At 70.3% G+C, this 23101-nt stretch carries 24 protein-coding genes; 21 read left to right on the top strand and 3 right to left on the bottom strand.

What is annotated here, in order from left to right:
- Positions 1–81 precede the first annotated feature (81 nt).
- The 17 genes from prfA (at position 82) to HEK131_RS24830 (ending at position 15821) form a co-directional block, all read left to right on the top strand.
- Positions 82–1158: a peptide chain release factor 1 gene (gene prfA / locus HEK131_RS24910; RefSeq protein WP_217461623.1), complete on the top strand. Its 1077-nt coding sequence runs from the start codon at positions 82–84 to the stop codon at positions 1156–1158.
- A gap of 83 nt (positions 1159–1241) precedes the next feature.
- Positions 1242–2081 (top strand): peptide chain release factor N(5)-glutamine methyltransferase, encoded by an 840-nt coding sequence (gene prmC / locus HEK131_RS24905; RefSeq protein WP_217461629.1) that lies wholly within the window; start codon positions 1242–1244, stop codon positions 2079–2081.
- A gap of 52 nt (positions 2082–2133) precedes the next feature.
- The gene (locus tag HEK131_RS24900) at positions 2134–2781 is read left to right on the top strand and encodes an L-threonylcarbamoyladenylate synthase (RefSeq protein WP_161145756.1); all 648 of its coding nucleotides are present in this window, start codon (positions 2134–2136) and stop codon (positions 2779–2781) included.
- A gap of 52 nt (positions 2782–2833) precedes the next feature.
- A complete protein-coding gene (locus tag HEK131_RS24895; RefSeq protein WP_161145755.1) occupies positions 2834–3493 on the top strand; it encodes a protein-tyrosine-phosphatase in 660 nt (219 codons plus the stop codon).
- A gap of 118 nt (positions 3494–3611) precedes the next feature.
- Entirely contained in the window at positions 3612–4850 is a 1239-nt protein-coding gene (gene glyA, locus HEK131_RS24890) for a serine hydroxymethyltransferase (protein WP_217461622.1), read from the top strand.
- A gap of 129 nt (positions 4851–4979) precedes the next feature.
- Positions 4980–6350 (top strand): MraY family glycosyltransferase, encoded by a 1371-nt coding sequence (locus HEK131_RS24885; protein WP_244337091.1) that lies wholly within the window; start codon positions 4980–4982, stop codon positions 6348–6350.
- Positions 6351–6669: 319 nt separating this feature from the next.
- Positions 6670–7002: a hypothetical protein gene (locus tag HEK131_RS24880; protein ID WP_244337090.1), complete on the top strand. Its 333-nt coding sequence runs from the start codon at positions 6670–6672 to the stop codon at positions 7000–7002.
- 411 nt (positions 7003–7413) lie between these two features.
- Positions 7414–7854, top strand: a complete 441-nt coding sequence (locus tag HEK131_RS24875; protein WP_244337089.1) for a hypothetical protein — start codon at positions 7414–7416, stop codon at positions 7852–7854.
- 210 nt (positions 7855–8064) lie between these two features.
- A complete protein-coding gene (atpB, locus tag HEK131_RS24870; RefSeq protein ID WP_244337088.1) occupies positions 8065–8901 on the top strand; it encodes a F0F1 ATP synthase subunit A in 837 nt (278 codons plus the stop codon).
- Between the two features lie 74 nt (positions 8902–8975).
- Complete coding sequence (gene atpE / locus HEK131_RS24865; protein WP_244337087.1) at positions 8976–9209, top strand: ATP synthase F0 subunit C; 234 nt, start codon at positions 8976–8978, stop codon at positions 9207–9209.
- A 43-nt stretch (positions 9210–9252) separates the two neighbouring features.
- The gene (locus HEK131_RS24860) at positions 9253–9798 is read left to right on the top strand and encodes a F0F1 ATP synthase subunit B (RefSeq protein WP_217461617.1); all 546 of its coding nucleotides are present in this window, start codon (positions 9253–9255) and stop codon (positions 9796–9798) included.
- Entirely contained in the window at positions 9795–10610 is an 816-nt protein-coding gene (locus HEK131_RS24855; RefSeq protein ID WP_217461616.1) for a F0F1 ATP synthase subunit delta, read from the top strand. The genes HEK131_RS24860 and HEK131_RS24855 overlap by 4 nt, the downstream gene beginning before the upstream one ends.
- 134 nt (positions 10611–10744) lie before the next feature.
- Positions 10745–12337 carry a F0F1 ATP synthase subunit alpha gene (atpA, locus tag HEK131_RS24850; RefSeq protein WP_217461615.1) on the top strand — a complete coding sequence of 531 codons (1593 nt, stop codon included), beginning with the start codon at positions 10745–10747 and terminating at the stop codon, positions 12335–12337.
- A gap of 21 nt (positions 12338–12358) precedes the next feature.
- A complete protein-coding gene (locus HEK131_RS24845; RefSeq protein WP_244337086.1) occupies positions 12359–13276 on the top strand; it encodes a F0F1 ATP synthase subunit gamma in 918 nt (305 codons plus the stop codon).
- Positions 13277–14713, top strand: coding sequence for a F0F1 ATP synthase subunit beta (gene atpD / locus HEK131_RS24840; protein WP_217461613.1), 1437 nt, complete (start codon positions 13277–13279; stop codon positions 14711–14713). It begins immediately after the preceding gene.
- A gap of 111 nt (positions 14714–14824) precedes the next feature.
- A complete protein-coding gene (locus HEK131_RS24835) occupies positions 14825–15202 on the top strand; it encodes a F0F1 ATP synthase subunit epsilon (protein ID WP_161145745.1) in 378 nt (125 codons plus the stop codon).
- A 172-nt stretch (positions 15203–15374) separates the two neighbouring features.
- Positions 15375–15821 carry a DUF2550 domain-containing protein gene (locus tag HEK131_RS24830; protein ID WP_217461612.1) on the top strand — a complete coding sequence of 149 codons (447 nt, stop codon included), beginning with the start codon at positions 15375–15377 and terminating at the stop codon, positions 15819–15821.
- 22 nt (positions 15822–15843) lie between these two features.
- Here the strand turns inward: HEK131_RS24830 and HEK131_RS24825 are convergent, their stop codons facing one another.
- Complete coding sequence (locus HEK131_RS24825) at positions 15844–17670, bottom strand: glycoside hydrolase family 18 chitinase (protein WP_244337085.1); 1827 nt, start codon at positions 17668–17670, stop codon at positions 15844–15846.
- A gap of 236 nt (positions 17671–17906) precedes the next feature.
- On the opposite strand from HEK131_RS24825, the gene HEK131_RS24820 reads away from it, so the two are divergent.
- The 4 genes from HEK131_RS24820 to HEK131_RS24805 are packed head-to-tail and all read left to right on the top strand — an operon-like array spanning position 17907 to position 20732.
- Complete coding sequence (locus HEK131_RS24820) at positions 17907–18602, top strand: response regulator transcription factor (protein ID WP_244337084.1); 696 nt, start codon at positions 17907–17909, stop codon at positions 18600–18602.
- Positions 18599–20068, top strand: coding sequence for a sensor histidine kinase (locus tag HEK131_RS24815; RefSeq protein ID WP_244337083.1), 1470 nt, complete (start codon positions 18599–18601; stop codon positions 20066–20068). Before HEK131_RS24820 ends, HEK131_RS24815 begins: the two co-directional genes overlap by 4 nt.
- Positions 20069–20124: 56 nt before the next feature.
- On the top strand, positions 20125–20529 hold the full coding sequence (locus HEK131_RS24810; RefSeq protein WP_244337082.1) for a hypothetical protein: 405 nt from the start codon (positions 20125–20127) through the stop codon (positions 20527–20529).
- Positions 20529–20732, top strand: a complete 204-nt coding sequence (locus tag HEK131_RS24805; protein WP_244337081.1) for a hypothetical protein — start codon at positions 20529–20531, stop codon at positions 20730–20732. Before HEK131_RS24810 ends, HEK131_RS24805 begins: the two co-directional genes overlap by 1 nt.
- A gap of 85 nt (positions 20733–20817) precedes the next feature.
- Here the strand turns inward: HEK131_RS24805 and HEK131_RS24800 are convergent, their stop codons facing one another.
- Both HEK131_RS24800 and HEK131_RS24795 read right to left on the bottom strand, forming a co-directional pair.
- Entirely contained in the window at positions 20818–21390 is a 573-nt protein-coding gene (locus tag HEK131_RS24800; protein WP_244337080.1) for a cob(I)yrinic acid a,c-diamide adenosyltransferase, read from the bottom strand.
- A gap of 50 nt (positions 21391–21440) precedes the next feature.
- Complete coding sequence (locus tag HEK131_RS24795; RefSeq protein WP_244337079.1) at positions 21441–23090, bottom strand: hypothetical protein; 1650 nt, start codon at positions 23088–23090, stop codon at positions 21441–21443.
- Positions 23091–23101 lie beyond the last annotated feature (11 nt).

Raw genomic sequence — 23101 nt, 5'->3', positions numbered from 1 at the left:
CGCGCCCCTCGCGGGGCGCACCAGGGACCGGCGTTTTTGGTCGCCCGCCAGCCCTTCACCCGCCGTATCAGGAGCCGAAAGATGTTCGAGGCCGTCGAGGAACTCGTCGCCGAGCACGCCGATCTGGAGAGCAAGCTCGCCGACCCGTCGGTCCATGCCGACCAGGCCAACGCGCGCAAGCTCAACAAGCGCTACGCCGAGCTGACCCCGATCGTCGGCACGTACCGGTCCTGGAAGCAGACCGGGGACGACATCGAGACCGCGCGCGAGTTCGCGGCCGACGACCCCGACTTCGCCGCCGAGGTCAAGGAGCTGGAGAAGCAGCGCGAGGAGCTCACCGAGAAGCTCCGCCTGCTGCTGGTCCCCCGTGACCCGAGCGACGACAAGGACGTCATCCTGGAGATCAAGGCCGGCGCGGGCGGCGACGAGTCCGCCCTGTTCGCCGGTGACCTCCTGCGCATGTACCTGCGCTACGCCGAGCGGGTCGGCTGGAAGACCGAGATCATCGACGCCACCGAGTCCGAGCTGGGCGGCTACAAGGACGTCCAGGTCGCCGTGAAGACCAAGGGCGGCCAGGGCGCGACCGAGCCCGGCCAGGGCGTGTGGGCCCGCCTGAAGTACGAGGGCGGGGTGCACCGCGTCCAGCGCGTGCCCGCCACCGAGTCCCAGGGCCGCATCCACACCTCCGCCGCCGGCGTGCTCGTCACCCCCGAGGCCGAGGAGGTGGACGTCGAGATCAACCCGAACGACCTGCGCATCGACGTCTACCGGTCCTCCGGCCCCGGCGGCCAGTCGGTCAACACCACCGACTCCGCCGTGCGCATCACCCACCTGCCCACCGGTGTGGTCGCCTCCTGCCAGAACGAGAAGAGCCAGCTCCAGAACAAGGAGCAGGCCCTGCGCATCCTGCGCTCCCGGCTGCTCGCCGCCGCCCAGGAGAAGGCCGAGGCCGAGGCCGCCGACGCCCGCCGCAGCCAGGTGCGCACCGTGGACCGCTCCGAGAAGATCCGTACGTACAACTTCCCGGAGAACCGCATCTCCGACCACCGCGTCGGCTTCAAGGCGTACAACCTGGACCAGGTGCTGGACGGCGACCTGAGCGCGCTGATCCAGGCGTGCGTCGACGCCGACTCGGCGGCGAAGCTCGCGAACGCGTAAGAACGCCCGGCAGGACCACGCACGAGGACCGGAGGAGAAGCGTGCAGCAAGACTTCGGGGGGCGACCCCCGAGCCCCCGCAGCGTGCTGCTCGCGGAGGTGGCCCAGGCCACCCAGCGGCTGGCCGACGCCGGAGTGCCCTCCCCGCGCACCGACGCCGAGGAGCTGGCCGCCTTCGTGCACGCCGTCAAGCGCGGCGCCCTGCACACCGTGAAGGACTCCGACTTCGACGCCCGGTACTGGGAGGTCATCGCCCGCCGCGAGCAGCGCGAGCCGCTCCAGCACATCACCGGGCGCGCCTACTTCCGCTACCTGGAGCTCCAGGTCGGCCCCGGTGTCTTCGTGCCCCGGCCGGAGACCGAGTCGGTGGTCGGCTGGGCGATAGACGCGGTACGCGCCATGGACGTCGTCGAGCCCTGCATCGTCGACCTGTGCACCGGCTCCGGCGCCATCGCGCTGGCGCTCGCCCAGGAGGTGCCGCGCTCCCGCGTGCACGCCGTCGAGCTGTCCGAGGACGCCCTGCGGTGGACCCGCAAGAATGTGGAGGGCTCCCGCGTCGACCTGCGCCAGGGCGACGCCCTGTCCGCCTTCCCGGACCTCGACGGCCAGGTCGACCTGGTCATCTCCAACCCGCCGTACATCCCGCTCACCGAGTGGGAGTACGTCGCCCCCGAGGCCCGCGACTACGACCCCGAGCTGGCCCTGTTCTCCGGCGAGGACGGGCTCGACCTCATCCGGGGCATCGAGCGCACCGCGCACCGGCTGCTGCGCCCCGGCGGCGTCGTCGTCATCGAGCACGCCGACACCCAGGGCGGCCAGGTGCCGTGGATCTTCACCGAGGAGCGGGGCTGGGCCGACGCGGCCGACCACCCCGACCTCAACAACCGCCCCCGGTTCGCCACGGCCCGCAAGGCGACGCCGTGACCACCGCCCAGAACCACCCCCGCAGTTACGTGTACGAGGAGGCCCGCTAGACATGGCACGGCGATACGACACCAATGACGCCACCGACCGCGTGACGGGCCTGCGCGAGGCGGCCGCCGCCGTGCGCCGGGGCGAACTGGTGGTGCTGCCGACCGACACGGTCTACGGCATCGGCGCCGACGCGTTCTCCTCGGAAGCCGTCGCCGACCTGCTCGCCGCCAAGGGCCGGGGCCGCAACATGCCCACCCCCGTGCTCATCGGCTCCCCGAACACCCTGCACGGCCTCGTCACGGACTTCTCCGAGCTGGCCTGGGAGCTCGTCGACGCCTTCTGGCCCGGCGCGCTCACCCTGGTCGCCCGGCACCAGCCGTCCCTCCAGTGGGACCTCGGCGACACCCGCGGCACGGTCGCGGTGCGCATGCCGCTGCACCCGGTCGCCATCGAGCTGCTCACCGAGGTCGGCCCCATGGCCGTCTCCTCCGGCAACCTCACCGGCCACCCCGCGCCCGAGAACTGCGACGCCGCCCAGCGCATGCTCGGCGACTCCGTCTCCGTCTACCTCGACGGCGGCCCCACCCCCGGCAACGTGCCCTCGTCCATCGTGGACGTCTCCGGCCCGGTGCCCGTGCTGCTGCGCCAGGGCGCGATCTCCCCGGAGGAGCTGCGCAAGGTCGTACCCGACCTCGAGGTGGCGAATTGACGGCCCCCCAGCGGTACGTCCCGCCCGAGCGCTCCGGGCAGGGGGTCACCCCATGCGCGGCATAGGCGGCGCGGAACGCCCGGCGGAGCAGACCACGACGTTCGGGTTCCCGCGCGACACCTTCCGCATCCTCCACGTCAGCACCGGCAACGTCTGCCGCTCACCCATCACCGAGCGGCTGACCCGGCATTTCGTGGCGGAGCGGCTCGGCGTGCTCGGCGGCGGCCTGATCGTGGAGAGCGCCGGCACCTGGGGCCACGAGGGCGCCCGGATGGAGGAGAACGCGGAGACCGTGCTCGCCGAGTTCGGCGCGGACGCGGCCGGGTTCACCGGCCGGGAGCTGCTGGACGAGCACGTCATCATGGCCGACCTGGTGCTGACCGCCACCCGCGACCACCGCGCCCAGGTCATCTCCATGGGCCACTCGGCGGGCCTGCGCACCTTCACGCTGAAGGAGTTCACCCGCCTGGTCCGCGCGATAGACCCGGCCACCCTGCCGCCCCTGGAGGACGGTGTGGTGCTGCGCGCCCGCGCCCTGGTCCGCGCGGCCGCCGCACTGCGCGGCTGGCTGCTCGCCCCCACCGCCGAGGCGGACGAGGTGTACGACCCCTACGGGGCCCCGCTGCCCTTCTTCCGGTCCATCGGCGACGAGATACGCGACGCCCTCGACCCGGTCGTCACCGCGCTGACGGGCGTGCCCGCCCGCATGTGACGCGCGCCGGGCTCCGGCGCGGGGACGGGCCCGGCGGCCGAGCGCCCGCCCGCTCCTCGGCCTACATTGGAGACCTGGGGCATCGCCCCACGTCGCCGTCGAGCGTCCGGAGCCCGTCATGTCGGTCACACCCGTGCTGGACACGGACGCCCTGAGTCGGCAGGACCCCGAGCTGGCCGAGATCCTGCGCGGCGAGCTGGACCGGCAGTCGACGACCCTCCAGCTCACCGCGGCGGAGAACTTCGCCTCGCCCGCCGTGCTCGCCACCCTCGGCTCGGCACTGGCGAACAAGTACGCCGAGGGCTACCCCGGCGCCCGCCACCACGGCGGCTGCGCGCTGGCCGACACCGCCGAACGCATCGCCGTCGAGCGCGCCAAGGCCGTCTTCGGCGCCGAGCACGCCAACGTCCAGCCCCACACCGGCTCCTCGGCCGTGCTGGCCGCCTACGCGGCCGTACTGCGCCCCGGCGACACCGTCCTCGCCCTCGGCCTGGACCACGGCGGCCACCTCACCCACGGCTCGCCCGCGAACTTCTCCGGCCGCTGGTTCGACTTCGTCGGCTATGGCCTCGACCCGGACACCGGGCTCATCGACCACGACGAGGTGCGCCGGCTGGCCCGCGAGCACCGGCCCAAGGCCATCGTGTGCGGTTCCATCGCCTACCCGCGCCACATCGACTACGCCTTCTTCCGCGAGGTCGCCGACGAGGTGGGGGCCCATCTGATCGTGACCCTCGCGCACTCGGCCGGGCTGGTCGCCGGGGGAGCGGCGCCCAGCCCGCTGCCGTACGCCGACCTGGTGTGCGCCACCACGCACAAGACGCTGCGCGGGCCGCGCGGCGGGATGATCCTGTGCGGCGCCGGACTGGCGCGGCGGGTCGACCGCGCCGTCTTCCCCTTCACCCAGGGCGGCGCCCAGATGAACAGCATCGCCGCCAAGGCCGTCGCGCTGGGTGAGGCGGCCACCCCGGCGTTCGCCGCCTACGCCCACCAGACGGTCGCCAACGCGCGCGTGCTCGCCGAGCACCTGGCCGCGGCGGGGTTCACGATCGCCACCGGCGGCACCGACACCCATCTCATCGTCGCCGACCCCGCCCCCCTCGGCATCGACGGCCGGACCGCGCGCGGCCGGCTCGCGGCGGCGGGTCTGGTGCTGGACTGCTGTGCGCTTGCGCACACCGGCGGCCGGGCGCTCAGGCTCGGCACGGCCGCCGTGACCACCCAGGGCATGGGGGAGCCGGCCATGGCCCGGATCGCCGCACTGCTGGTCGGGGTGGCCGGCGGCGGGCGGGACCCGGCCGGGGCACGGGCCGAGGTGCGCGCGCTGACCGCCGATTTCCCGCCCTACCCGGAGTGAGCCGGTGGTGGCAAACGGGGACACGACGTCCCGGCCGCAACCATCGCCGCCACCCGGAAGTCCTCACCATCACCCGTCCCTCGCTAGGGTGTGGGGCTGTGATGGCCAGCGAGATCTGTGGGGATGCCCGTGCGTGAATACCTCCTGACGCTCTGCATCACGGCCGCGGTTACCTACCTGCTGACAGGGCCGGTACGTAAGTTCGCGATCGTGGCGGGAGCGATGCCGGAGATCCGGGCACGGGACGTGCACCGGGAGCCCACTCCGCGGCTCGGCGGTATCGCCATGTTCTTCGGACTGTGCGCGGGCCTGCTCGTCGCGGACCACCTGGAGAACCTCAACGAGGTCTTCCTCAACTCCAACGAGCCCCGCGCCCTGCTGTCCGGGGCCGCGCTGATCTGGCTGATCGGCGTGCTGGACGACAAGTTCGAGATCGACGCCCTGATCAAGCTGGGCGGGCAGATGATCGCCGCCGGTGTGATGGTGGTGCAGGGTCTGACGATCCTGTGGCTGCCGATCCCCGGTGTCGGCCTGGTCGCCGTCACCCAGTGGCAGGGCACCCTGCTCACCGTCGCCCTGGTCGTCATCACCATCAACGCCGTCAACTTCGTCGACGGCCTCGACGGTCTCGCCGCCGGCATGGTGTGCATCGCCACCGCCGCGTTCTTCATGTACGCCTACCGCATCTGGTACGGCTACGGCATCGAGGCGGCCGCGCCCGCGACGCTGTTCGCGGCGATCCTGATGGGCATGTGTCTGGGCTTCCTGCCGCACAACATGCATCCGGCGCGCATCTTCATGGGCGACTCGGGTTCGATGCTCATCGGCCTGGTGCTGGCCGGCAGCGCCATCTCCGTCACCGGCCAGATCGACCCGGACCGGCTGAACCTGTTCTCCGGTTCCGAGCGCAGCACCGTGCACCAGATGGTGCCCGCCTACATCCCGCTGCTGCTGCCGCTGACCATCATCGCCATCCCGGCCGCCGACCTCGTGCTGGCCATCGTGCGGCGCACCTGGCGCGGCCAGTCGCCGTTCGCGGCGGACCGCGGGCATCTGCACCACCGGCTGCTGGAGATCGGGCACTCGCACAGCCGAGCGGTGCTGATCATGTACTTCTGGTCCGCGCTGATCGGCTTCGGCGTGCTGGCGTACTCGGTGAACTCGGCGTCGATGTGGATCGTCCTCGGGGTCGTCTTCCTCAGCGCCATCGGCCTGGTCATGCTGCTCCTGCCGCGCTTCACCCCGCACGCCCCACGCTGGGCGGAGCGCTTCGTACCGCCCCGCTACCGAAGGTACGAGGAGCCGGCGCAGGAGCCCTCGGCGGACTCCGCCGCGAAGTCGCCGGAGAAGCCCTCGGAGGAGGACGCCGAGAGCTCCGAGGACGCCACGAGCCTCGCTGAGCCGGCCTCCGCGGCGGCCGTAGCGGGCGCCAACGGGGCCACGGCGATCGGCCACCGTCCGAGGCTCGCCGGCCGGCAGAAGGACAAGAGCTACGGCTGACGAGGCCGGCGGTCGCAGGCGGGCACGTACGAGTCTGTTCGATTTTGAGACGAACGTGGACGGCGGTCAGCCCGGCGACTTTTCGGACCCCACGGCATGGAACCTCCCTCACCAGGCATGTTGCTGATCTTCGCGTCCGCACCTGTGTGCCGTTTCGGCAGGCAAGTGGATTTTGAGACGTAAAGGCACGGATGAGGCGTAAGTGACTACTGGTGCCACTGTTCCTCCCGTTGCTAGAAATGGGCGCGTCAGGGGGGATTGAGGCGCCGGTCATGACCAGGCTGGCGCCGCCCCATTCGCTCGTGAATGGAGGTAGACGATGCGTAAGTTCGCAGCAGTGGGCGCCGCGGTCGTGGCGCTCGGTGGTTCGCTCGGATTCGCCACCACGGAGGCCGTGGCCGCGCCGCAGGGCGACAAGGTCGTGCGGGTCGCCCAGGGGGCCGTGCCGAGCTGCGTGAAGGTCGCGAGGACCACCGTCGACGCCGGATACCCGGCGTACAAGGTCACGAACAACTGCACCGGCACGAAGAACCTCAAGGGCATCTTCAAGTACGGCTACGACTCGGCCTGCGAGTCGGTGAAGAAGAACAAGTCGGCGCTGCTCACGTCCTCGCAGCCGTGGGTGAGCTACGACAAGGTCGTGACCTGCTGACGATGCCGGCCGTGAGGGCTGACTGAGTCGCACTCAAGCGCCCCTGGAGAAGCCCGCCGAGGCTCCTCCAGGGGCGCTCGTGGCATCGCCGAGACGCTCGTCACCGGACTGCCGCAAGGTAAGAATCTGACTAGAGCATTGCCAAAACGTGGGGGAGCAAAATCCCCTAATACCAGACAAGACCCCCCGGTTCCTGCACGTGCGCGCGCTGTCACTCTCATGTGTGACGCCTGATGCACCCACCAGGTAAAGACCTCATCAAATAGTTTGTGATACGGTTCACGAGAACCCGGGACAGAGCCGGAGGCCGTGAAGCCACGGTCCGACGGCGTGAGAGTTTTCGTACTCCGACCGGGACTACGCTCGTCCATGACGACACCCTGCCCCCCTTGTGAAAGCGGAGTTGCCGCCATGCCGTCCAATGACGTCCGGATCCTTGCCCAGGCCGCCGTGCCCACGGCTGCCGTCGGCGCGATCGCCGCCGTCGTCAGCGGTGTGGTCGCGGGCGGCAAGGGTGCGATCGGGGCCGTCGTGGGCACACTGATCGTCATCCTCTTCATGGGGATCGGTCTTTACGTACTCCAGCGCACGGCCAGGGCGTTCCCGCAGCTCTTCCAGATGATGGGCCTGCTGCTCTACGCGGCCCAACTCCTGCTGCTGGTCATCTTCGTGGGCCTGTTCAAGAACACGACCCTGTTCAACCCCCGCGCCTTCGCCGTCGTTCTGGTGGTGGCCACCCTCACGTGGATCGGCGCTCAGGCGCGCGCCCACATGAAGGCCAAGATCCTCTACGTCGATCCCGAGGCTCCGTCGAAGGATGACAAGTCCCAGAAGACGGACCGTTCGTCGTGAGGGGTAGGGCCGGGATAAAGGCACGGGGAAGATCCTGCTATCGTCCGGTGCCAACTGCGGCATCGCGGGCGCGGGCATCCGAGCTGACGCCTGTTCCACTGCGAGGCGAGATGCCCCCCAGCCGCCCCCACATCCGTAACACCAGTCCCGTGCCGAACCGCGGCCGTACGCCGCGCCGACACAACGAGGTTGCCGTACCCATGCGCCACGATGAAGGAGCCCGCGGTGAGTGCTGAGCCGACGCAGACGCTCGCTTTCGACACGAGCTGTCACCTGTTCTCCGGGTGCGGCTTCCCGGCTCCGGGCCTGCACTCGTTCCTGTTCAAGCCGCTCTGGGGCGACGCGGACAGCAACCTGTACTTCAACAAGCCGATGCTGCTGGCGCTGCTCGGTTCCATCATCATCGTGGCCTTCTTCTGGGCCGCCTTCGCCCGCCCGAAGGTCGTCCCGGGCAAGCTCCAGATGGTCGCGGAGACCGGCTACGACTTCATCCGCCGCGGCGTGGTCTACGAGACGATCGGTAAGAAGGAGGGCGAGAAGTACGTACCTCTGGTCGTCTCGCTGTTCTTCTTCGTGTGGATGATGAACCTCTGGTCGATCATCCCGGTCGCCCAGTTCCCGGTGACGTCGATCATCGCGTACCCGATCGGCCTGGCCGCCATCGTCTACATCCTGTGGGTCTCGCTGACCTTCAAGCGACACGGCTTCGTCGGCGCCTTCAAGAACTTCACGGGCTACGACAAGTCGCTGGGCGCGGTGCTGCCGCTGGCCATGCTGATCGAGCTGTTCTCGAACCTCCTCGTGCGGCCCTTCACCCACGCCGTCCGACTCTTCGCGAACATGTTCGCCGGCCACACGCTGCTGCTGCTCTTCACGCTCGCGAGCTGGTACATGCTCAACGGCATCGGTATCGCCTACTCCGGCGTGTCCTTCATCATGACCATCGTGATGACGGCCTTCGAGCTCTTCATCCAGGCTCTGCAGGCATACGTCTTCGTGCTGCTTACTTGCAGCTTCATCCAGGGCGCGCTGGCCGAGCACCACTGAGCGTTCCCTCCCTCGATCCCTCATTCGTCCGGTGGCCAACCCCCACCGGTCCGTAAAGAAAAGGAAGAACGGGCATGTCCCAGACTCTTGCTGCTGCTGTTTCCGGCTCGCTCGGCTCGATCGGTTACGGCCTCGCGGCCATCGGCCCCGGCGTCGGCGTCGGCATCATCTTCGGTAACGGCACCCAGGCGCTCGCCCGCCAGCCCGAGGCCGCCGGCCTCATCCGCGCCAACCAGATCCTGGGCTTCGCCTTCTGTGAGGCGCTCGCGCTGATCGGTCTGGTCATGCCGTTCGTCTACGGCCCGTGATCTTCGGCTTTATCACAGCCCACTAGACGAAAGGCACTGATACATGAGCCCCCTGGTTCAGCTTGCGGCTGAGGAGGCCGAGAACCCCCTCATCCCGCCGATCCCAGAGCTCGTCATCGGCCTGATCGCCTTTGTCATCGTCTTCGGCTTCCTCGCCTGGAAGCTCCTCCCGAACATCAACAAGGTTCTGGAGGAGCGCCGCGAGGCCATCGAGGGCGGGATCGAGAAGGCCGAGGCCGCGCAGACCGAGGCTCAGAGCGTCCTCGAGCAGTACAAGGCGCAGCTCGCCGAGGCTCGTCACGAGGCCGCCCGGCTTCGCCAGGAGGCTCAGGAGCAGGGCGCCACGCTCATTGCCGAGATGCGGGCCGAGGGCCAGCGTCAGCGCGAGGAGATCGTGGCGGCCGGTCACACGCAGATCGCGGCCGACCGCAAGGCCGCGTCCGCCTCGCTCCGCCAGGACGTCGGCAAGCTCGCCACCGAACTGGCCGGCAAGCTCGTCGGTGAGTCCCTCGAGGACCACGCCCGGCAGAGCCGCGTGATCGACCGCTTCCTCGACGAGCTCGACGAGAAGGCCGAGGCCACGCGATGAACGGAGCGAGCCGCGAGGCCCTGGCAGCCGCACGGGAGCGTCTCGACGTAGCTACCGACTCCACCTCCGTGGACGCCGCGCAGCTCGCCGACGAGCTGGCGGCCGTCACCGCGCTGCTCGACCGTGAGGCCGGCCTGCGCCGGGCCCTCACCGACCCGGCGCAGCCCGCCGAGGCCAAGGCCGAGCTGGTGCGGCACCTGATCGGCAGCCAGGTGGGCGGTCCGGCCGCCGACCTGGTGGCCGGGATGGCGCGCTCCCGCTGGTCGCAGACCCGCGACCTGGTGGACGCGGTGGAGGAGCTGGCGGACATCGCCGACCTCACCGTCGCGGAGAAGTCGGGCACGCTGGACGACGTCGAGGACGAGCTGTTCCGGTTCGGCCGGATCGTCGCCTCGAACCCGGCCCTGCGCGCGGCGCTCACCGACCGGGGTGCGAGCACCTCGGCCAAGGTCGAGCTGCTGCACCGGCTGCTGGGCGGACGGGTCAACCCCGTCACCGAGCGTCTGGTCACCCGCCTCATCACCGAGCCGCGTGGACGTAGCCTGGAAGCGGGACTGGAGTCCCTGTCCAAGCTGGCCGCCGAGCGCCGGGACCGGCTGGTGGCGACCGTGACCTCCGCGGTGCCGCTGAGCGAAGCGCAGAAGCGTCGCCTGGGTGACGCCCTGGCGAAGCTCTACGGCCGCCGGATGCACCTCAACCTGGACGTGGACCCCGATGTGATCGGCGGTATCCGGGTGCAGGTCGGTGACGAGGTCATCAACGGCTCCCTGGCGGACCGGCTGGACGACGCCGCCCGCCGTATGGCGAGCTAGAACTCAAAACGCAAGACGTAATTACGGCCCTGGTTGGGCCGTGCAGAGGATTCACCTCGTTCAGGGGGGAGTCCGGAGTCAGACATCCCCCCAAAGTGAAACTTCGGGCCCAACAAGGAGAGCAGGGAACCCAGATGGCGGAGCTCACGATCCGGCCGGAGGAGATCCGGGACGCACTGGAGAACTTCGTCCAGTCGTACAAGCCGGACGCGGCCTCGCGCGAGGAGGTCGGTACGGTCACCGTCGCCGGCGACGGCGTCGCGAAGGTCGAGGGTCTCCCCTCGGCCATGGCCAACGAGCTGCTGAAGTTCGAGGACGGCACCCTCGGTCTCGCCCTCAACCTCGAGGAGCGCGAGATCGGCGCGATCGTCCTCGGTGAGTTCAGCGGCATCGAGGAGGGCCAGCCGGTGCACCGCACCGGAGAGGTCCTCTCGGTCGCCGTCGGCGACGGCTACCTCGGCCGTGTCGTCGACCCGCTGGGCCAGCCGATCGACGGCCTCGGCGAGGTCGAGACCGACGGTCGCCGCGCCCTCGAGCTGCAGGCCCCCACGGTCATGGAGCGCCAGTCGGTGCACCAGCCGATGGAGACGGGCTACATGGCGGTCGACGCCATGACCCCGATCGGCCGTGGTCAGCGCCAGCTCATCATCGGTGACCGTCAGACCGGCAAGACCGCCCTGGCCGTCGACACGATCATCAACCAGCGCGACAACTGGCGCACCGGCGACCCGAACAAGCAGGTCCGCTGCATCTACGTCGCCATCGGCCAGAAGGGCTCCACCATCGCCGGCGTACGCCGCGCGCTGGAGGAGAACGGCGCGCTGGAGTACACGACCATCGTCGCCGCCCCGGCGTCCGACCCGGCCGGCTTCAAGTACCTGGCGCCGTACACCGGTTCCGCCATCGGTCAGCACTGGATGTACCAGGGCAAGCACGTCCTGATCGTCTTCGACGACCTGTCGAAGCAGGCCGACGCCTACCGCGCCGTGTCCCTGCTGCTGCGCCGTCCGCCGGGCCGCGAGGCGTACCCCGGTGACGTCTTCTACCTGCACTCCCGTCTGCTGGAGCGCTGCGCGAAGCTCTCCGACGACATGGGCGCCGGCTCGATGACCGGTCTGCCGATCGTCGAGACGAAGGCCAACGACGTCTCGGCGTTCATCCCGACCAACGTCATCTCCATCACCGACGGCCAGTGCTTCCTGGAGTCGGACCTCTTCAACGCCGGTCAGCGTCCCGCGCTGAACGTCGGTATCTCCGTCTCCCGAGTCGGTGGTTCCGCCCAGCACAAGGCGATGAAGCAGGTCTCCGGCCGACTGCGCGTGGACCTCGCCCAGTTCCGTGAGCTGGAGGCGTTCGCCGCCTTCGGTTCCGACCTGGACCAGGCTTCCAAGAACCAGCTCGACCGCGGTCAGCGCATGACCGAGCTGCTGAAGCAGAACCAGTACCAGCCGATGTCCACCGAGGACCAGGTCGTCTCGATCTGGGCCGGTGGTACGGGCCGCATGGACGACGTGCCGGTCGACGACGTCCGCCGCTTCGACAAGGACTTGCTGGAGTTCCTGCACCGCAAGCACCAGGGCCTGATGACCTCCATCCGGGAGGGCGGCAAGATGTCGGACGACACCCTGCAGGCCATCGGTGACGCGATCGCGGAGTTCAAGAAGCAGTTCGAGACCTCGGACGGCAAGCTCCTCGGCGACGACACCCCGGCCTCTCCCGCCAAGTGACGTAAGGAAGGGACCTGACTCATGGGAGCCCAGCTCCGGGTCTACAAGCGTCGCATCCGATCCGTCACCGCGACCAAGAAGATCACCAAGGCGATGGAGATGATCGCCGCCTCGCGTGTCGTCAAGGCGCAGCGCAAGGTGGCGGCCTCCAAGCCGTACGCGGACGAGCTGACCCGCGCGGTCAAGGCGGTCGCCACCGGGTCGAACACCAAGCACCCGCTCACCACGGAGGCCGAGAACCCGACCCGTGCCGCGGTCCTGCTCCTCACGAGCGACCGCGGTCTGGCCGGCGCCTTCAACTCCAACGCCATCAAGGCGGGCGAGCAGCTCACCGAGCGCCTCGAGCGCGAGGGCAAGCAGGTGGAGACGTTCATCGTCGGCCGCCGCGGTGTCGCGCACTACAACTTCCGTGAGCGCAAGGTCGCGGAGTCGTGGACGGGCTTCACCGACGAGCCGACGTACGCGGACGCCAAGAAGGTCGCGGCGCCCCTGATCGAGGCCATCGAGACGCCCGACGCGGACGGCGGCGTGGACGAGCTCTACATCGTCTTCACGGAGTTCGTGTCGATGATGACGCAGACGGCGGTCGCCCAGCGACTGCTGCCGCTGAGCCTCGACGAGGTCGCGGAGGAGAACACCGGCGACGGTGAGATCCTCCCGCTGTACGACTTCGAGCCCTCGGCGGAGGACGTCCTCGACGCCCTCCTGCCGCGGTACGTGGAGAGCCGTATCTACAACGCGATGCTCCAGTCGGCCGCTTCGAAGCACGCCGCCACGCGGCGTGCGATGAAGTCGGCCACCGACAACGCGGGCGAGCTGATCAACACGCTCTCCCGTCTTGCCAACGCGGCCCGCCAGGCCGAAATCACCCAGGAAATCAGCGAGATCGTCGGTGGCGCCAGCGCCCTGGCCGACGCGACCGCGGGGAGTGACCGATAAATGACCACCACTGTTGAGACCGCGGCGGCCACGGGTCGCGTCGCCCGCGTCATCGGCCCGGTCGTCGACGTGGAGTTCCCCGTCGACGCGATGCCGGACATCTACAACGCTCTGACCGTCGAGGTCGCCGACCCGGCGCACGACGGCGAGAAGAAGACGCTGACCCTGGAAGTCGCCCAGCACCTGGGCGGCGGCCTGGTCCGCGCCATCTCCATGCAGCCCACCGACGGTCTGGTCCGCCAGTCCGTCGTGACGGACAGCGGCGACGCCATCTCCGTCCCGGTCGGCGACTTCACCAAGGGCAAGGTGTTCAACACCCTCGGTGAGGTGCTGAACGTCGACGAGAAGCACACCGGCGAGCGCTGGCCGATCCACCGCAAGGCGCCGAACTTCGACGAGCTCGAGTCGAAGACCGAGATGTTCGAGACCGGCGTCAAGGTCATCGACCTGCTGACCCCGTACGTCAAGGGCGGCAAGATCGGTCTGTTCGGTGGTGCCGGTGTCGGCAAGACGGTGCTCATCCAGGAGATGATCTACCGCGTCGCCAACAACCACGACGGTGTCTCCGTGTTCGCCGGTGTCGGTGAGCGCACGCGTGAGGGCAACGACCTCATCGCGGAGATGACCGAGTCGGGCGTCATCGACAAGACCGCGCTCGTCTTCGGTCAGATGGACGAGCCGCCGGGCACCCGTCTGCGCGTCGCGCTGGCCGGCCTCACCATGGCCGAGTACTTCCGTGACGTCCAGAAGCAGGACGTGCTGTTCTTCATCGACAACATCTTCCGCTTCACGCAGGCCGGTTCCGAGGTCTCCACGCTGCTCGGCCGCATGCCGTCCGCCGTGGGTTACCAGCCGAACCTGGCCGACGAGATGGGTCTCCTCCAGGAGCGCATCACGTCGACCCGCGGTCACTCCATCACCTCGATGCAGGCGATCTACGTCCCCGCGGACGACCTGACCGACCCGGCCCCGGCCACCACGTTCGCCCACCTCGACGCGACGACGGTTCTCTCCCGTCCGATCTCGGAGAAGGGCATCTACCCGGCCGTGGACCCGCTGGACTCCACGTCCCGCATCCTGGACCCGCGGTACATCGCGCAGGACCACTACGACTGCGCCATGCGCGTCAAGAACATCCTGCAGAAGTACAAGGACCTCCAGGACATCATCGCGATCCTCGGTATCGACGAGCTGGGCGAGGAGGACAAGCTCGTCGTCCACCGTGCCCGTCGCGTGGAGCGCTTCCTGTCCCAGAACACCCACGTCGCCAAGCAGTTCACCGGCGTGGACGGTTCGGACGTCCCGGTGGACGAGACCATCGCCGCGTTCAACGCGATCTGCGACGGTGAGTACGACCACTTCCCGGAGCAGGCGTTCTTCATGTGCGGTGGTATCGAGGACCTGAAGAAGAACGCGAAGGAGCTGGGCGTCTCCTGACACCCGCGCTCCTGGCCAGGGGGCGGGCCCGTCCCGCCCCCTCGGCCACGCCTACTAGAATTGACCCCGACACCCGGCACAACCGCCGGGTGGTGATCCGAGGAGCCAACCTTGGCTGCTGAGCTGCACGTCGAGCTGGTCGCCGCCGACCGCCAGGTCTGGTCCGGCGAGGCCACCCTGGTCGTCGCGCGCACCACGTCCGGCGACATCGGCGTCATGCCCGGTCACCAGCCGCTGCTCGGTGTGCTGGAGTCGGGCCCGGTGACCATCCGCACCAGCGACGGCGGGACCGTCGTCGCCGCGGTGCACGGCGGGTTCATCTCGTTCGCCGACAACAAGCTGTCGCTGCTGGCCGAGATCGCCGAGCTGGCGGAGGAGATCGACGTCCAGCGCGCCGAGCGCGAGCTGGAGCGTGCGAAGGCGGAGGAGGACGCGGACGCCCAGCGCCGTGCCGACGTCCGTCTGCGGGCGGCGACCGCCGCGCGCTGATCCACCGCGCCGTGTGACCCATCATTCAGCCGCGGCCGGCCCGGAACATTCCGGTGCCGGTCGCGGCTGAGGTGAATCCGGGTGTTTTTCCGGTTCCATTACCTGGCTCTGCGGTTTCATTACCCTGAGCCGAAAGCAGTTCCACTACTGGGAGACGAGGAGGTCGGTGTCGATGGTCCTCGCTCTGACTGTGTGCGGAATCGTGGTCGCGCTCGTGGTGGTGGGTCTGTTCCTGTTCGGCCTGCGCCGCAGGCTCATCCAGCGGTCCGGCGGCACCTTCGACTGTTCGCTGCGCTGGGACGTGGCCGAGCAGTCGGACGTGAACGGCAAGGGCTGGAGCTACGGCGTCGCCCGCTACAACGGCGACCGCATCGAGTGGTTCCGGGTCTTCTCCTACGCCCTGCGCCCGCGCCGGGTCCTGGAGCGCTCCCGCATCGAGGTGGCCGGACGCCGGCTGCCCGAGGGCGAGGAGGAGCTGGCGCTGCTGTCCGACGCGGTGATCCTCGCCTGCGTCCACCAGGGCGTCCGCCTCGAACTCGCCATGAGCGAAGACGCGCTGACCGGATTTCTCGCGTGGCTGGAAGCAGCCCCGCCCGGACAGCGCGTCAACGTCGCTTAGGGGCTAGGCCCCCCGAACTTGTCTACGACAGGCCGTTGCTGAGGGCCGTCACCAGTTCACCGTTGCTGGTGTCCCCGGTGAAGTCCCAGAAGAACGCGCCGCCCAGGCCCTGGTTCTTGGCCCAGCTCATCTTGCCCGTGATGGTCGACGGGGTGTCGTACGACCACCAGTTGCTGCCGCAGTGGGCGTACGCGGTGCCCGCGACGGTGCCGGTGACCGGGCAGGAGCCCTTGAGCACCTTGTAGTCCTCGATGCCCGCCTCGTAGGTGCCCGGAGCGGCGCCCGTGGCGGTGCCGCCGGGGGCGTCCTGGGTGACGCCGGTCCAGCCGCGGCCGTAGAAGCCGATGCCGATGAGCAGCTTGTTCGCCGGGACGCCGACCGCCTTGAACTTGGCCATCGCGTCGGCGGTGTTGAAGCCCGCCTTCGGGATGCCGCTGTACGAGGTGAGCGGGGAGTGCGGGGCGGTCGGACCCTGGGCGTCGAAGGCGCCGAAGAAGTCGTACGACATGACGTTGAACCAGTTCATCGACTGCGCGGCGCCCGCGTAGTCGGCGGCCTCGATCTTGCCGCCGTTGGAGCCGTCCGCGGTGACGGCCGCGGTGACCAGGTAGTTGGCGCCGAACTTGGAGCGCAGCGCGGACGCCACGTTCTTGAAGGCCGCCGAGCCGCTGGTGTCGCAGGACAGGCCGCAGGCGTTGGGGTACTCCCAGTCGATGTCGATGCCGTCGAAGACATCGGCCCAGCGCGGGTCCTCCACCAGGTCGTAGCAGGACTGGGCGAACGCGGCCGGGTTCTTCGCCGCCTCGCCGAAGCCGCCGGACCAGGTCCAGCCGCCGAAGGACCACAGCACCTTGATGTTCGGGTACTTGGCCTTGAGCTGGCGGAGCTGGTTGAAGTTGCCGCGCAGCGGCTGGTCCCAGGTGTCGGCGGCACCGCTGACGGACTGGTCGGCGGTGAACGCCTTGTCGTAGTCGGCGTAGGAGTCGCCGATCGCGCACTTGCCGCCGGTGACGTTGCCGAAGGCGTAGTTGATGTGCGTGATCTTGGAGGCGGAGCCGGACGTCACGATGTTCTTGACGTTGTAGTTCCGGCCGTAGATGCCCCACTCGGTGAAGTAGCCGAGCTTGACCTTGTCGCCGGTGGCGGGCGGCGGGTTGGTGCCGCCGCCGGTGGTGCGCACGGCCGTCGAGCCGCTGGCCGGACCGGTCTGGTCGGCGGTGTCACGGGCGCGCACGCTGTAGGAGTAGTCGGTACCGGCGCTCAGGCCGGTGTCCGAGTACGAGGTGGTGGTGACGGTGGCGACCTTGGCGCCGTCGCGCAGCACGTCGTAGTTCTTGACGCCCTTGTCGTCGGTGGCGGCCGACCAGCTCAGCTTGACCGAGGTGTCGGTCACGGCCGAGGCGGTGGGCTTGCCGGGGGCGGAGGGCGCCGCGTCGCCGGGGACCGTGGTGCCGTCGCAACTGTCGCCGTTGAGCTTGCAGTTGGCCGGTGAGCCGGTGCCCGCGCCGTTGAAGGCGAAGGAGATGGAGGAGCCGGGGGCCACCGAGCCGTTGTACGACTTGTTCTTCGCCGTCCAGTGGGTGCCGGAGGAGGTGACGTCGGCGTCCCAGGCGGAGGAGACGGACGTGCCCGAGGGGAAGTCCCACTCGATCGTCCAGGAGCTGATGGCCGTGGTGCCGGTGTTCTTGACGGTCCACTTGCCTTCGAAGCCGCTGCCCCAGTCCTGGGACTTCACGTAGGTCGCGGTGACGTTCGTGGCGGCCTGGGCGGGGGCGGCGAGGCCGACGAGGCCGGCCAGGGGGAGCAGCAGGGTCACGGCACCCGCCGCGACTCTGTGTCTGAAGCGCATGTGCGCCTCCCTCGATGTCGGGGGGAATTCAGGGGGCATGGGGGGCATGACTGAGCCTTCACGCCCATGCTGCCGCGAGAATAGAAAGGTCTGGACCAGCGGTCAATAGGTCTGGACCATTTGTTCCGCAATTCGACTTAACCTCAACTCCCCTGTGGTTGCTGTGGTTTGAGAGGCCCGGTGGGGTGATGCGGGTGCCTGCCGGGGGTCGGCGGGGCGCCGTATCGTGACTGCTCATGGGTGACTCGCGGAGTTCCGGAACTGTCCTGGTCGTGGACGACGACGCGGCGATCCGCCGCTCCCTGGAGCGTGGCCTCAGGCTGAACGGCTTCACGGTGCGCACCGCCGCCGACGGCACCGGGGCGCTCGCCGCCATCGGGCAGGAGCCGCCGGACGTGCTGGTGCTCGACGTGTCGATGCCCGGCCTCAGCGGCATCCAGGTGTGCACCCGGCTCCGTGCCGAGGGCCGCGAGCTGCCCGTGCTGATGCTCTCCGCGCTGGACGAGAGCGCCGACCGGATCGCCGGGCTCCAGGCGGGCGGCGACGACTACCTCGTCAAGCCCTTCGCCCTCCAGGAACTCGTACTCCGGCTCCGCGCCCTGCTGCGCCGCAGCCCGCCCACCGGGCGCGAGGTGCTGCGCGAGGCCGGGATCGAGATCGACCCCGGCGCCCGCACCGCCCTGCGCGACGGACGCGTACTCGACCTGACCCGGCGCGAGTTCCAGCTCCTGGAGGTGCTGATGCGCAACGCCGGGCTCGTCCTCACCCGCGATCAGCTCCTCGAACGCGTCTGGGGCTACGACTTCGAGGTGCGCACCGACGCCGTCGACACCTTCGTCAGCTATCTGCGCCGGAAACTGGAGGCCGACGGAGCCCCCCGGCTGGTCCACACCGTGCGCGGGGTCGGCTTCGTGTTCCGGGACGCGTCATGAGGCTCTCCACCCGTGTCGGCCTCGCCGTCGGCTGCACCGTCCCGCTGCTGGTGCTGGCCTCCGGCTGGCTGCTGACGCACCTGGTCGCGCGCGACCTGCACCGGGCCGGCGACCAGCATCTGCGCCAACGCGCCGCCGCCATCGCCCCGGACGCCCGCGCCCTGCTGCGCGCCTCGGCGGGCAACCGCCCCAGGGCCGCCGACCTGCGCGAGCGGCAACTGTTCAGCGCCGCCCTCGACGTCGGCGTACGCGTCCAGGGGCCGGACGGCGTCTTCAGCGGCGGTCCCCAGCCCGGCCCCTCGGCGCGGCTGCCCGAGCGGGCCGCCGGGCCGGTCACCGTCCGCGACGGCGCCCGGAGCTGGCGCGGGCTGGCCCGGCCGGTGCGCGGCGGCACCCTGTGGGTCTTCGCCCCCGACACCGCCGACCGGGCCCAGGTGCTGCTGGTGCGGCGCCGGGTGGTGTTCACCGCGCTGCTGGCCGCGCCCGCCTCCGGTGTGCTCGCCTGGGCGCTGGCAGGCGGCGTGAGCGCCCCGCTGCGCCGCCTCACCCGGCGCACCGCCGGTCTCGACCCGCGCACCAGCGGCGTGCGGCTGGAACCGGAGCGGACCGGCGTCACCGAGGTCGACGAACTCAGCTCCACCCTGCGCACCGTCCTCGCCCGCTACGACGAACAGGCCGCGCGCACCGCCGAGGCGCTCGACACCGCCCGTTCCTTCTCCTCGGCCGCCGCGCACGAACTGCGCACCCCGCTGATGAGCATGGGCACCAACCTCGACGTCCTCGGCCTTCCCGGCCTGCCCGACGCGGACCGGGACGAGGCACTGGCCGACCTGCGCCTCGAACACGCCCGGCTGCAGCACCTGCTGGTGATGCTCCGGGAGCTGGGGCGCGGCGACCTGGTGGAGGCCGAGACCTTCGACGCCGTGGACCTGGCGGACCTCGCGGACACCGCCGTGGCCGAGGTACGGCGCCGGGACCGGGGCGCCGACATCGCCCTGGACGCGGAAACGGGGCTCACCGTGCCCGGCTGGGAGCCGGGGCTGCGGCTGCTGCTGGACAACCTGCTGGCCAACGCGCTCGCCCACGGCCGCGATCCGGCGGGCGCCGCGCGGATACGGGTGGAGGTGCGGCGGGCCGGTCAGGAGGCGCTCGTCGTGGTGGCCGACCAGGGGCCCGGCATACCGCCCGAGTCCCGGCAGCGGCTCTTCGAGCGGTTCCAGCGGGGCCCGGACAGCACCGGCTCCGGCCTCGGACTCACGCTCGTCGCCCAGCAGGCGGCGCTGCACCGGGGCACCGTCGGCGTCACCGACGGCCCGCACGGCGCCGGTGCCCGCTTCGAGGTGCGCCTGCCGCTGGACGGCACCGGCATGCCGGGACGGCGGGACTGGCTGATCGGCACCGCGGCGTCCGGCGGGCCCGCGGCCGGGACGAACCGGTCACAGAGTTTCCCCAAAGACGCCTCCTAGCCTTCCGGGCGACGGACGGGCACCACGGCCCGTCCCGGACCTGGACGGAGACGCACATGGACGCACGACGACGCACCCGCACCCTTCTCGCGGGCCTGGCGGCCGCGGCGGTGCTGGCGGGCTCGGCCGGCGCCGCGTCCGCCGCCGACGCCACGCCCGGCGCCGAGCCGGCCGGCGACGGCGCGCACGCGCTGTGCCAGCGGGCGCCGAAGATCGACCACCGGATCGACCGCGCCCTGAAGCGGCTCGACGCGGGCAAGGCCCGGCGCGGTTCCCTGGCCCGGCTCCAGCAGCGCGTGGACAACGCTAAGAAGGCGGGCCACACCGAGATCGCCACCTTCCTCCAGGGCCGCCTCGACCACCGCGAGTCGCTGAAGAAGACCCTGGAGCAGCGGCAGAAGGACCTCGCCGGGGTCAAGACCTGGTGCGCGAAGAACGACGGCGGCAAGGCGGCCGAGTGATGCGCGGCACCAGGCGCGCGGCGGCCGCCATGGCCCTCGCCGTGCTCGCGGTCCTCACCACGGCCTGCGGCCACGACAAGGCGGCCGCCCCGGCCGGCACCGCGACCCCTTCCGGGTACGCGGACATGAAGCAGAAGGTGGACGCGGCGGAGTCGGCGGCCGCCGCGGCCGACAGCGACGCCACGAGCGACGCGGACCGCTAGGGCCTGTCCGGCGGATCACGGCGCGGACGCGGGGTCTGGCACGCCCATCCGCCGGACAGGCCCTAGCGGCCCCGGGTGCCGGTCCCTAGCGCTCCCCGCCCGGCACCCACAGCACGTCCCCGGTCTCCTTGTTCGCCGTGCGGGCCAGGATGAACAGGAGGTCGGAGAGGCGGTTGAGGTAGGTCGCGGTGAGCGGGTTCATCGTCTCGCCGTGCGCCTCCAGCGCGGCCCAGGTGGAGCGTTCGGCCCGGCGGACCACCGTGCACGCCTGGTGCAGCAGGGCCGCGCCGGGGGTGCCGCCGGGCAGGATGAACGAACGCAGCTTCTCCAGCCGCTCGTTGAACCGGTCGCAGTCCGCCTCCAGACGGTCCACGTAGAACTGCTCGACCCGCAGCGGGGGATACGCCGGGGCCTGGACCACCGGGGTGGACAGATCGGCGCCCACGTCGAACAGGTCGTTCTGCACCCGGGTGAGCACCGTGACGACCTCCTCCGCCAGCCCGCCCAGCGCGACGGCGGTGCCGATCACCGCGTTCGCCTCGTTGGCGTCCGCGTACGCGGAGATCCTCAGGTCGGTCTTGGCGGTCCGGCTCATGTCGCCGAGGGCGGTGGTGCCCTGGTCGCCGGTCCTGGTGTAGATGCGCGTCAGATTGACCATACGGCCAGCGTAGTGACGCGCCGGCCGTGCGGACCAGACTGACCTGCGGCTCAGCTCGTCCTGCGGCGGCGGGCGGCGACGAACAGCGCGGCGCCGACGGTCAGGACGGCAGCCGCGCCGGCCGCGTACCAGGCGAGCGGGCCCGCGCCGGTGGAGGCCATGGAGCCCTGCGGGGCGTGGTCCGGAGCCGGGGTTCCGGCACCGCCCCCGGCGGACGTGCCCGCGGAGTCCTGGCCGCCGGTCGGGGAGCCGGTGCCGCCGGTGGAGCCCGAGCCGCCGGTCGATCCGCCCGTGGAGCCGCTGCCGCCCGGGGCGGGGCTGGAGCCGTCGCCCAGCTTGCCGTCCACGGTGACGGTGATCGCGGCGGTGTTGTTCTTGTTGTTGTCGTCGCTCTTCGGCCGCGTCAGCTTCACCGAGCCGGGTGCGAGGGCGGAGGGCTTGTCGATGCGCAGGCCGAAGTCGTACGGCGTGAGCTGACCGACCTCGAACCAGGTGTCGTCCAAGTCCTGATAGCACCAGTAGACCTGGGCCCCGGACTCGCCCGTCGCCTTGCACCGTTCGGGGACATCGACAGCCGTCGTGCCCGCGGGAACGGTGACCTGGACGATGGTGCCGGGGTCGTCTCCCCGGTCGCTCCCGTACCACTGCCTGACGACGGCGGCCCCGTTGTTCCGTACGCCGAGCTTCGCCCGCACCACCTGTCCCGCCTTGCCGTCGACGGTGGTGCCCAGCACCTGGAGGTCGAGTGTGTTGTCGGCCTGGACGCTTGCGGAGGCTCCACCGCGCTGGAGTATGCCTGGTCCCGAGGGCCTTTCGCCGAGGTTAAGTCGGGGGCCGTCGCCACGGTGGCTGTGGGAAAGCTCCGGGTAGGAGGGGCGCTCCGCGCTCACGGTGACGACCCACCCCTCGGCCAGCGCGGTGCCGTCGACCTTGAAGGGGAAACTGCCGACGTCGTAGGCGTGGCCCGGTTCGACCGGGGTCTCGACGTAGCAGAGCGCTCCGCTGCCGTAGCCCTCGTCGCCGTACTCGCAGTTGCTGAACTCCTTGGTGAAGGACAGGCCCGGACTGAGTGAGGCGCGGACGTAGACGCCGTCGAGCCCGCGGGCGCTGTACTGCGTGAAGCCGGCCGTCGTGCCCAGCACCGCGCCGGGCTTCACACCGGAGACGCCCTGCCCCTGGCGGTCCGTGATCGGGCCGATGTCGGCCACCGCCGCCTTGATCTCGGTCTTTCCGATCACCGCTCCGTTCTTCTCGGCCGAGATCCGGATCTGTCCCGAGAAGCCGGGACGCGCGGCCGCCAGTGTCCGGAGCCGGAAGTCGATCCCCTGCATATGGCCACCCGGCGGGACCGGTCGGCCGTTGTCGAGCTTCTCGCTGTCGCACACGAGGACCGACTCGCTCCTGCTGACGCAGGGCGTCGGGGTGTCGGACGCCGACAGACTCAACTGGCCCTTGAAGGCGGAGGCGTCGATCGTGACCGTGAAGTCCTTCAACGGCTGTGCACCGGTGTTCACGGCCGACGTGGCGAGCGCGCCGGTGTAGTCGTAGTCGGTGTACGGCTTCACCTCCACCGTCTTGTCGTAGTCGGAGAACTTCAGCGTCTCCGGGACCTCGTCGGCATGGCCGACGGGCGTCGCGCCCAGGGTCAGCAGTCCCACCGCGACGGCGGTGGAACCCGCCCTGAGGGCGTGTCGGGGCATGGGTCGCAGCA

Source organism: Streptomyces seoulensis, from assembly GCF_022846655.1.
Taxonomy (GTDB): Bacteria; Actinomycetota; Actinomycetes; order Streptomycetales; family Streptomycetaceae; genus Streptomyces.
Note: the sequence above shows the minus strand (reverse complement) of the source record. Positions and strands in the feature narration are given on the sequence as shown.

What these genes read in the sequence shown, in the direction of transcription:
- HEK131_RS24875 (WP_244337089.1), top strand. Translation starts at nt 7,414, where the DNA reads ATGCCGTCCAATGACGTCCGGATCCTTGCCCAGGCCGCCGTGCCCACG.
- HEK131_RS24795 (WP_244337079.1), bottom strand. Translation starts at nt 23,090, where the DNA reads ATGCCCCGACACGCCCTCAGGGCGGGTTCCACCGCCGTCGCGGTGGGA.
- HEK131_RS24820 (WP_244337084.1), top strand. Translation starts at nt 17,907, where the DNA reads ATGGGTGACTCGCGGAGTTCCGGAACTGTCCTGGTCGTGGACGACGAC.
- HEK131_RS24810 (WP_244337082.1), top strand. Translation starts at nt 20,125, where the DNA reads ATGGACGCACGACGACGCACCCGCACCCTTCTCGCGGGCCTGGCGGCC.
- HEK131_RS24825 (WP_244337085.1), bottom strand. Translation starts at nt 17,670, where the DNA reads ATGCGCTTCAGACACAGAGTCGCGGCGGGTGCCGTGACCCTGCTGCTC.
- atpB (WP_244337088.1), top strand. Translation starts at nt 8,065, where the DNA reads ATGAAGGAGCCCGCGGTGAGTGCTGAGCCGACGCAGACGCTCGCTTTC.
- atpE (WP_244337087.1), top strand. Translation starts at nt 8,976, where the DNA reads ATGTCCCAGACTCTTGCTGCTGCTGTTTCCGGCTCGCTCGGCTCGATC.
- HEK131_RS24855 (WP_217461616.1), top strand. Translation starts at nt 9,795, where the DNA reads ATGAACGGAGCGAGCCGCGAGGCCCTGGCAGCCGCACGGGAGCGTCTC.
- atpA (WP_217461615.1), top strand. Translation starts at nt 10,745, where the DNA reads ATGGCGGAGCTCACGATCCGGCCGGAGGAGATCCGGGACGCACTGGAG.
- HEK131_RS24800 (WP_244337080.1), bottom strand. Translation starts at nt 21,390, where the DNA reads ATGGTCAATCTGACGCGCATCTACACCAGGACCGGCGACCAGGGCACC.
- HEK131_RS24895 (WP_161145755.1), top strand. Translation starts at nt 2,834, where the DNA reads ATGCGCGGCATAGGCGGCGCGGAACGCCCGGCGGAGCAGACCACGACG.
- glyA (WP_217461622.1), top strand. Translation starts at nt 3,612, where the DNA reads ATGTCGGTCACACCCGTGCTGGACACGGACGCCCTGAGTCGGCAGGAC.
- HEK131_RS24805 (WP_244337081.1), top strand. Translation starts at nt 20,529, where the DNA reads ATGCGCGGCACCAGGCGCGCGGCGGCCGCCATGGCCCTCGCCGTGCTC.
- prfA (WP_217461623.1), top strand. Translation starts at nt 82, where the DNA reads ATGTTCGAGGCCGTCGAGGAACTCGTCGCCGAGCACGCCGATCTGGAG.
- HEK131_RS24845 (WP_244337086.1), top strand. Translation starts at nt 12,359, where the DNA reads ATGGGAGCCCAGCTCCGGGTCTACAAGCGTCGCATCCGATCCGTCACC.
- HEK131_RS24900 (WP_161145756.1), top strand. Translation starts at nt 2,134, where the DNA reads ATGGCACGGCGATACGACACCAATGACGCCACCGACCGCGTGACGGGC.
- HEK131_RS24830 (WP_217461612.1), top strand. Translation starts at nt 15,375, where the DNA reads ATGGTCCTCGCTCTGACTGTGTGCGGAATCGTGGTCGCGCTCGTGGTG.
- atpD (WP_217461613.1), top strand. Translation starts at nt 13,277, where the DNA reads ATGACCACCACTGTTGAGACCGCGGCGGCCACGGGTCGCGTCGCCCGC.
- HEK131_RS24880 (WP_244337090.1), top strand. Translation starts at nt 6,670, where the DNA reads ATGCGTAAGTTCGCAGCAGTGGGCGCCGCGGTCGTGGCGCTCGGTGGT.
- HEK131_RS24815 (WP_244337083.1), top strand. Translation starts at nt 18,599, where the DNA reads ATGAGGCTCTCCACCCGTGTCGGCCTCGCCGTCGGCTGCACCGTCCCG.
- HEK131_RS24860 (WP_217461617.1), top strand. Translation starts at nt 9,253, where the DNA reads ATGAGCCCCCTGGTTCAGCTTGCGGCTGAGGAGGCCGAGAACCCCCTC.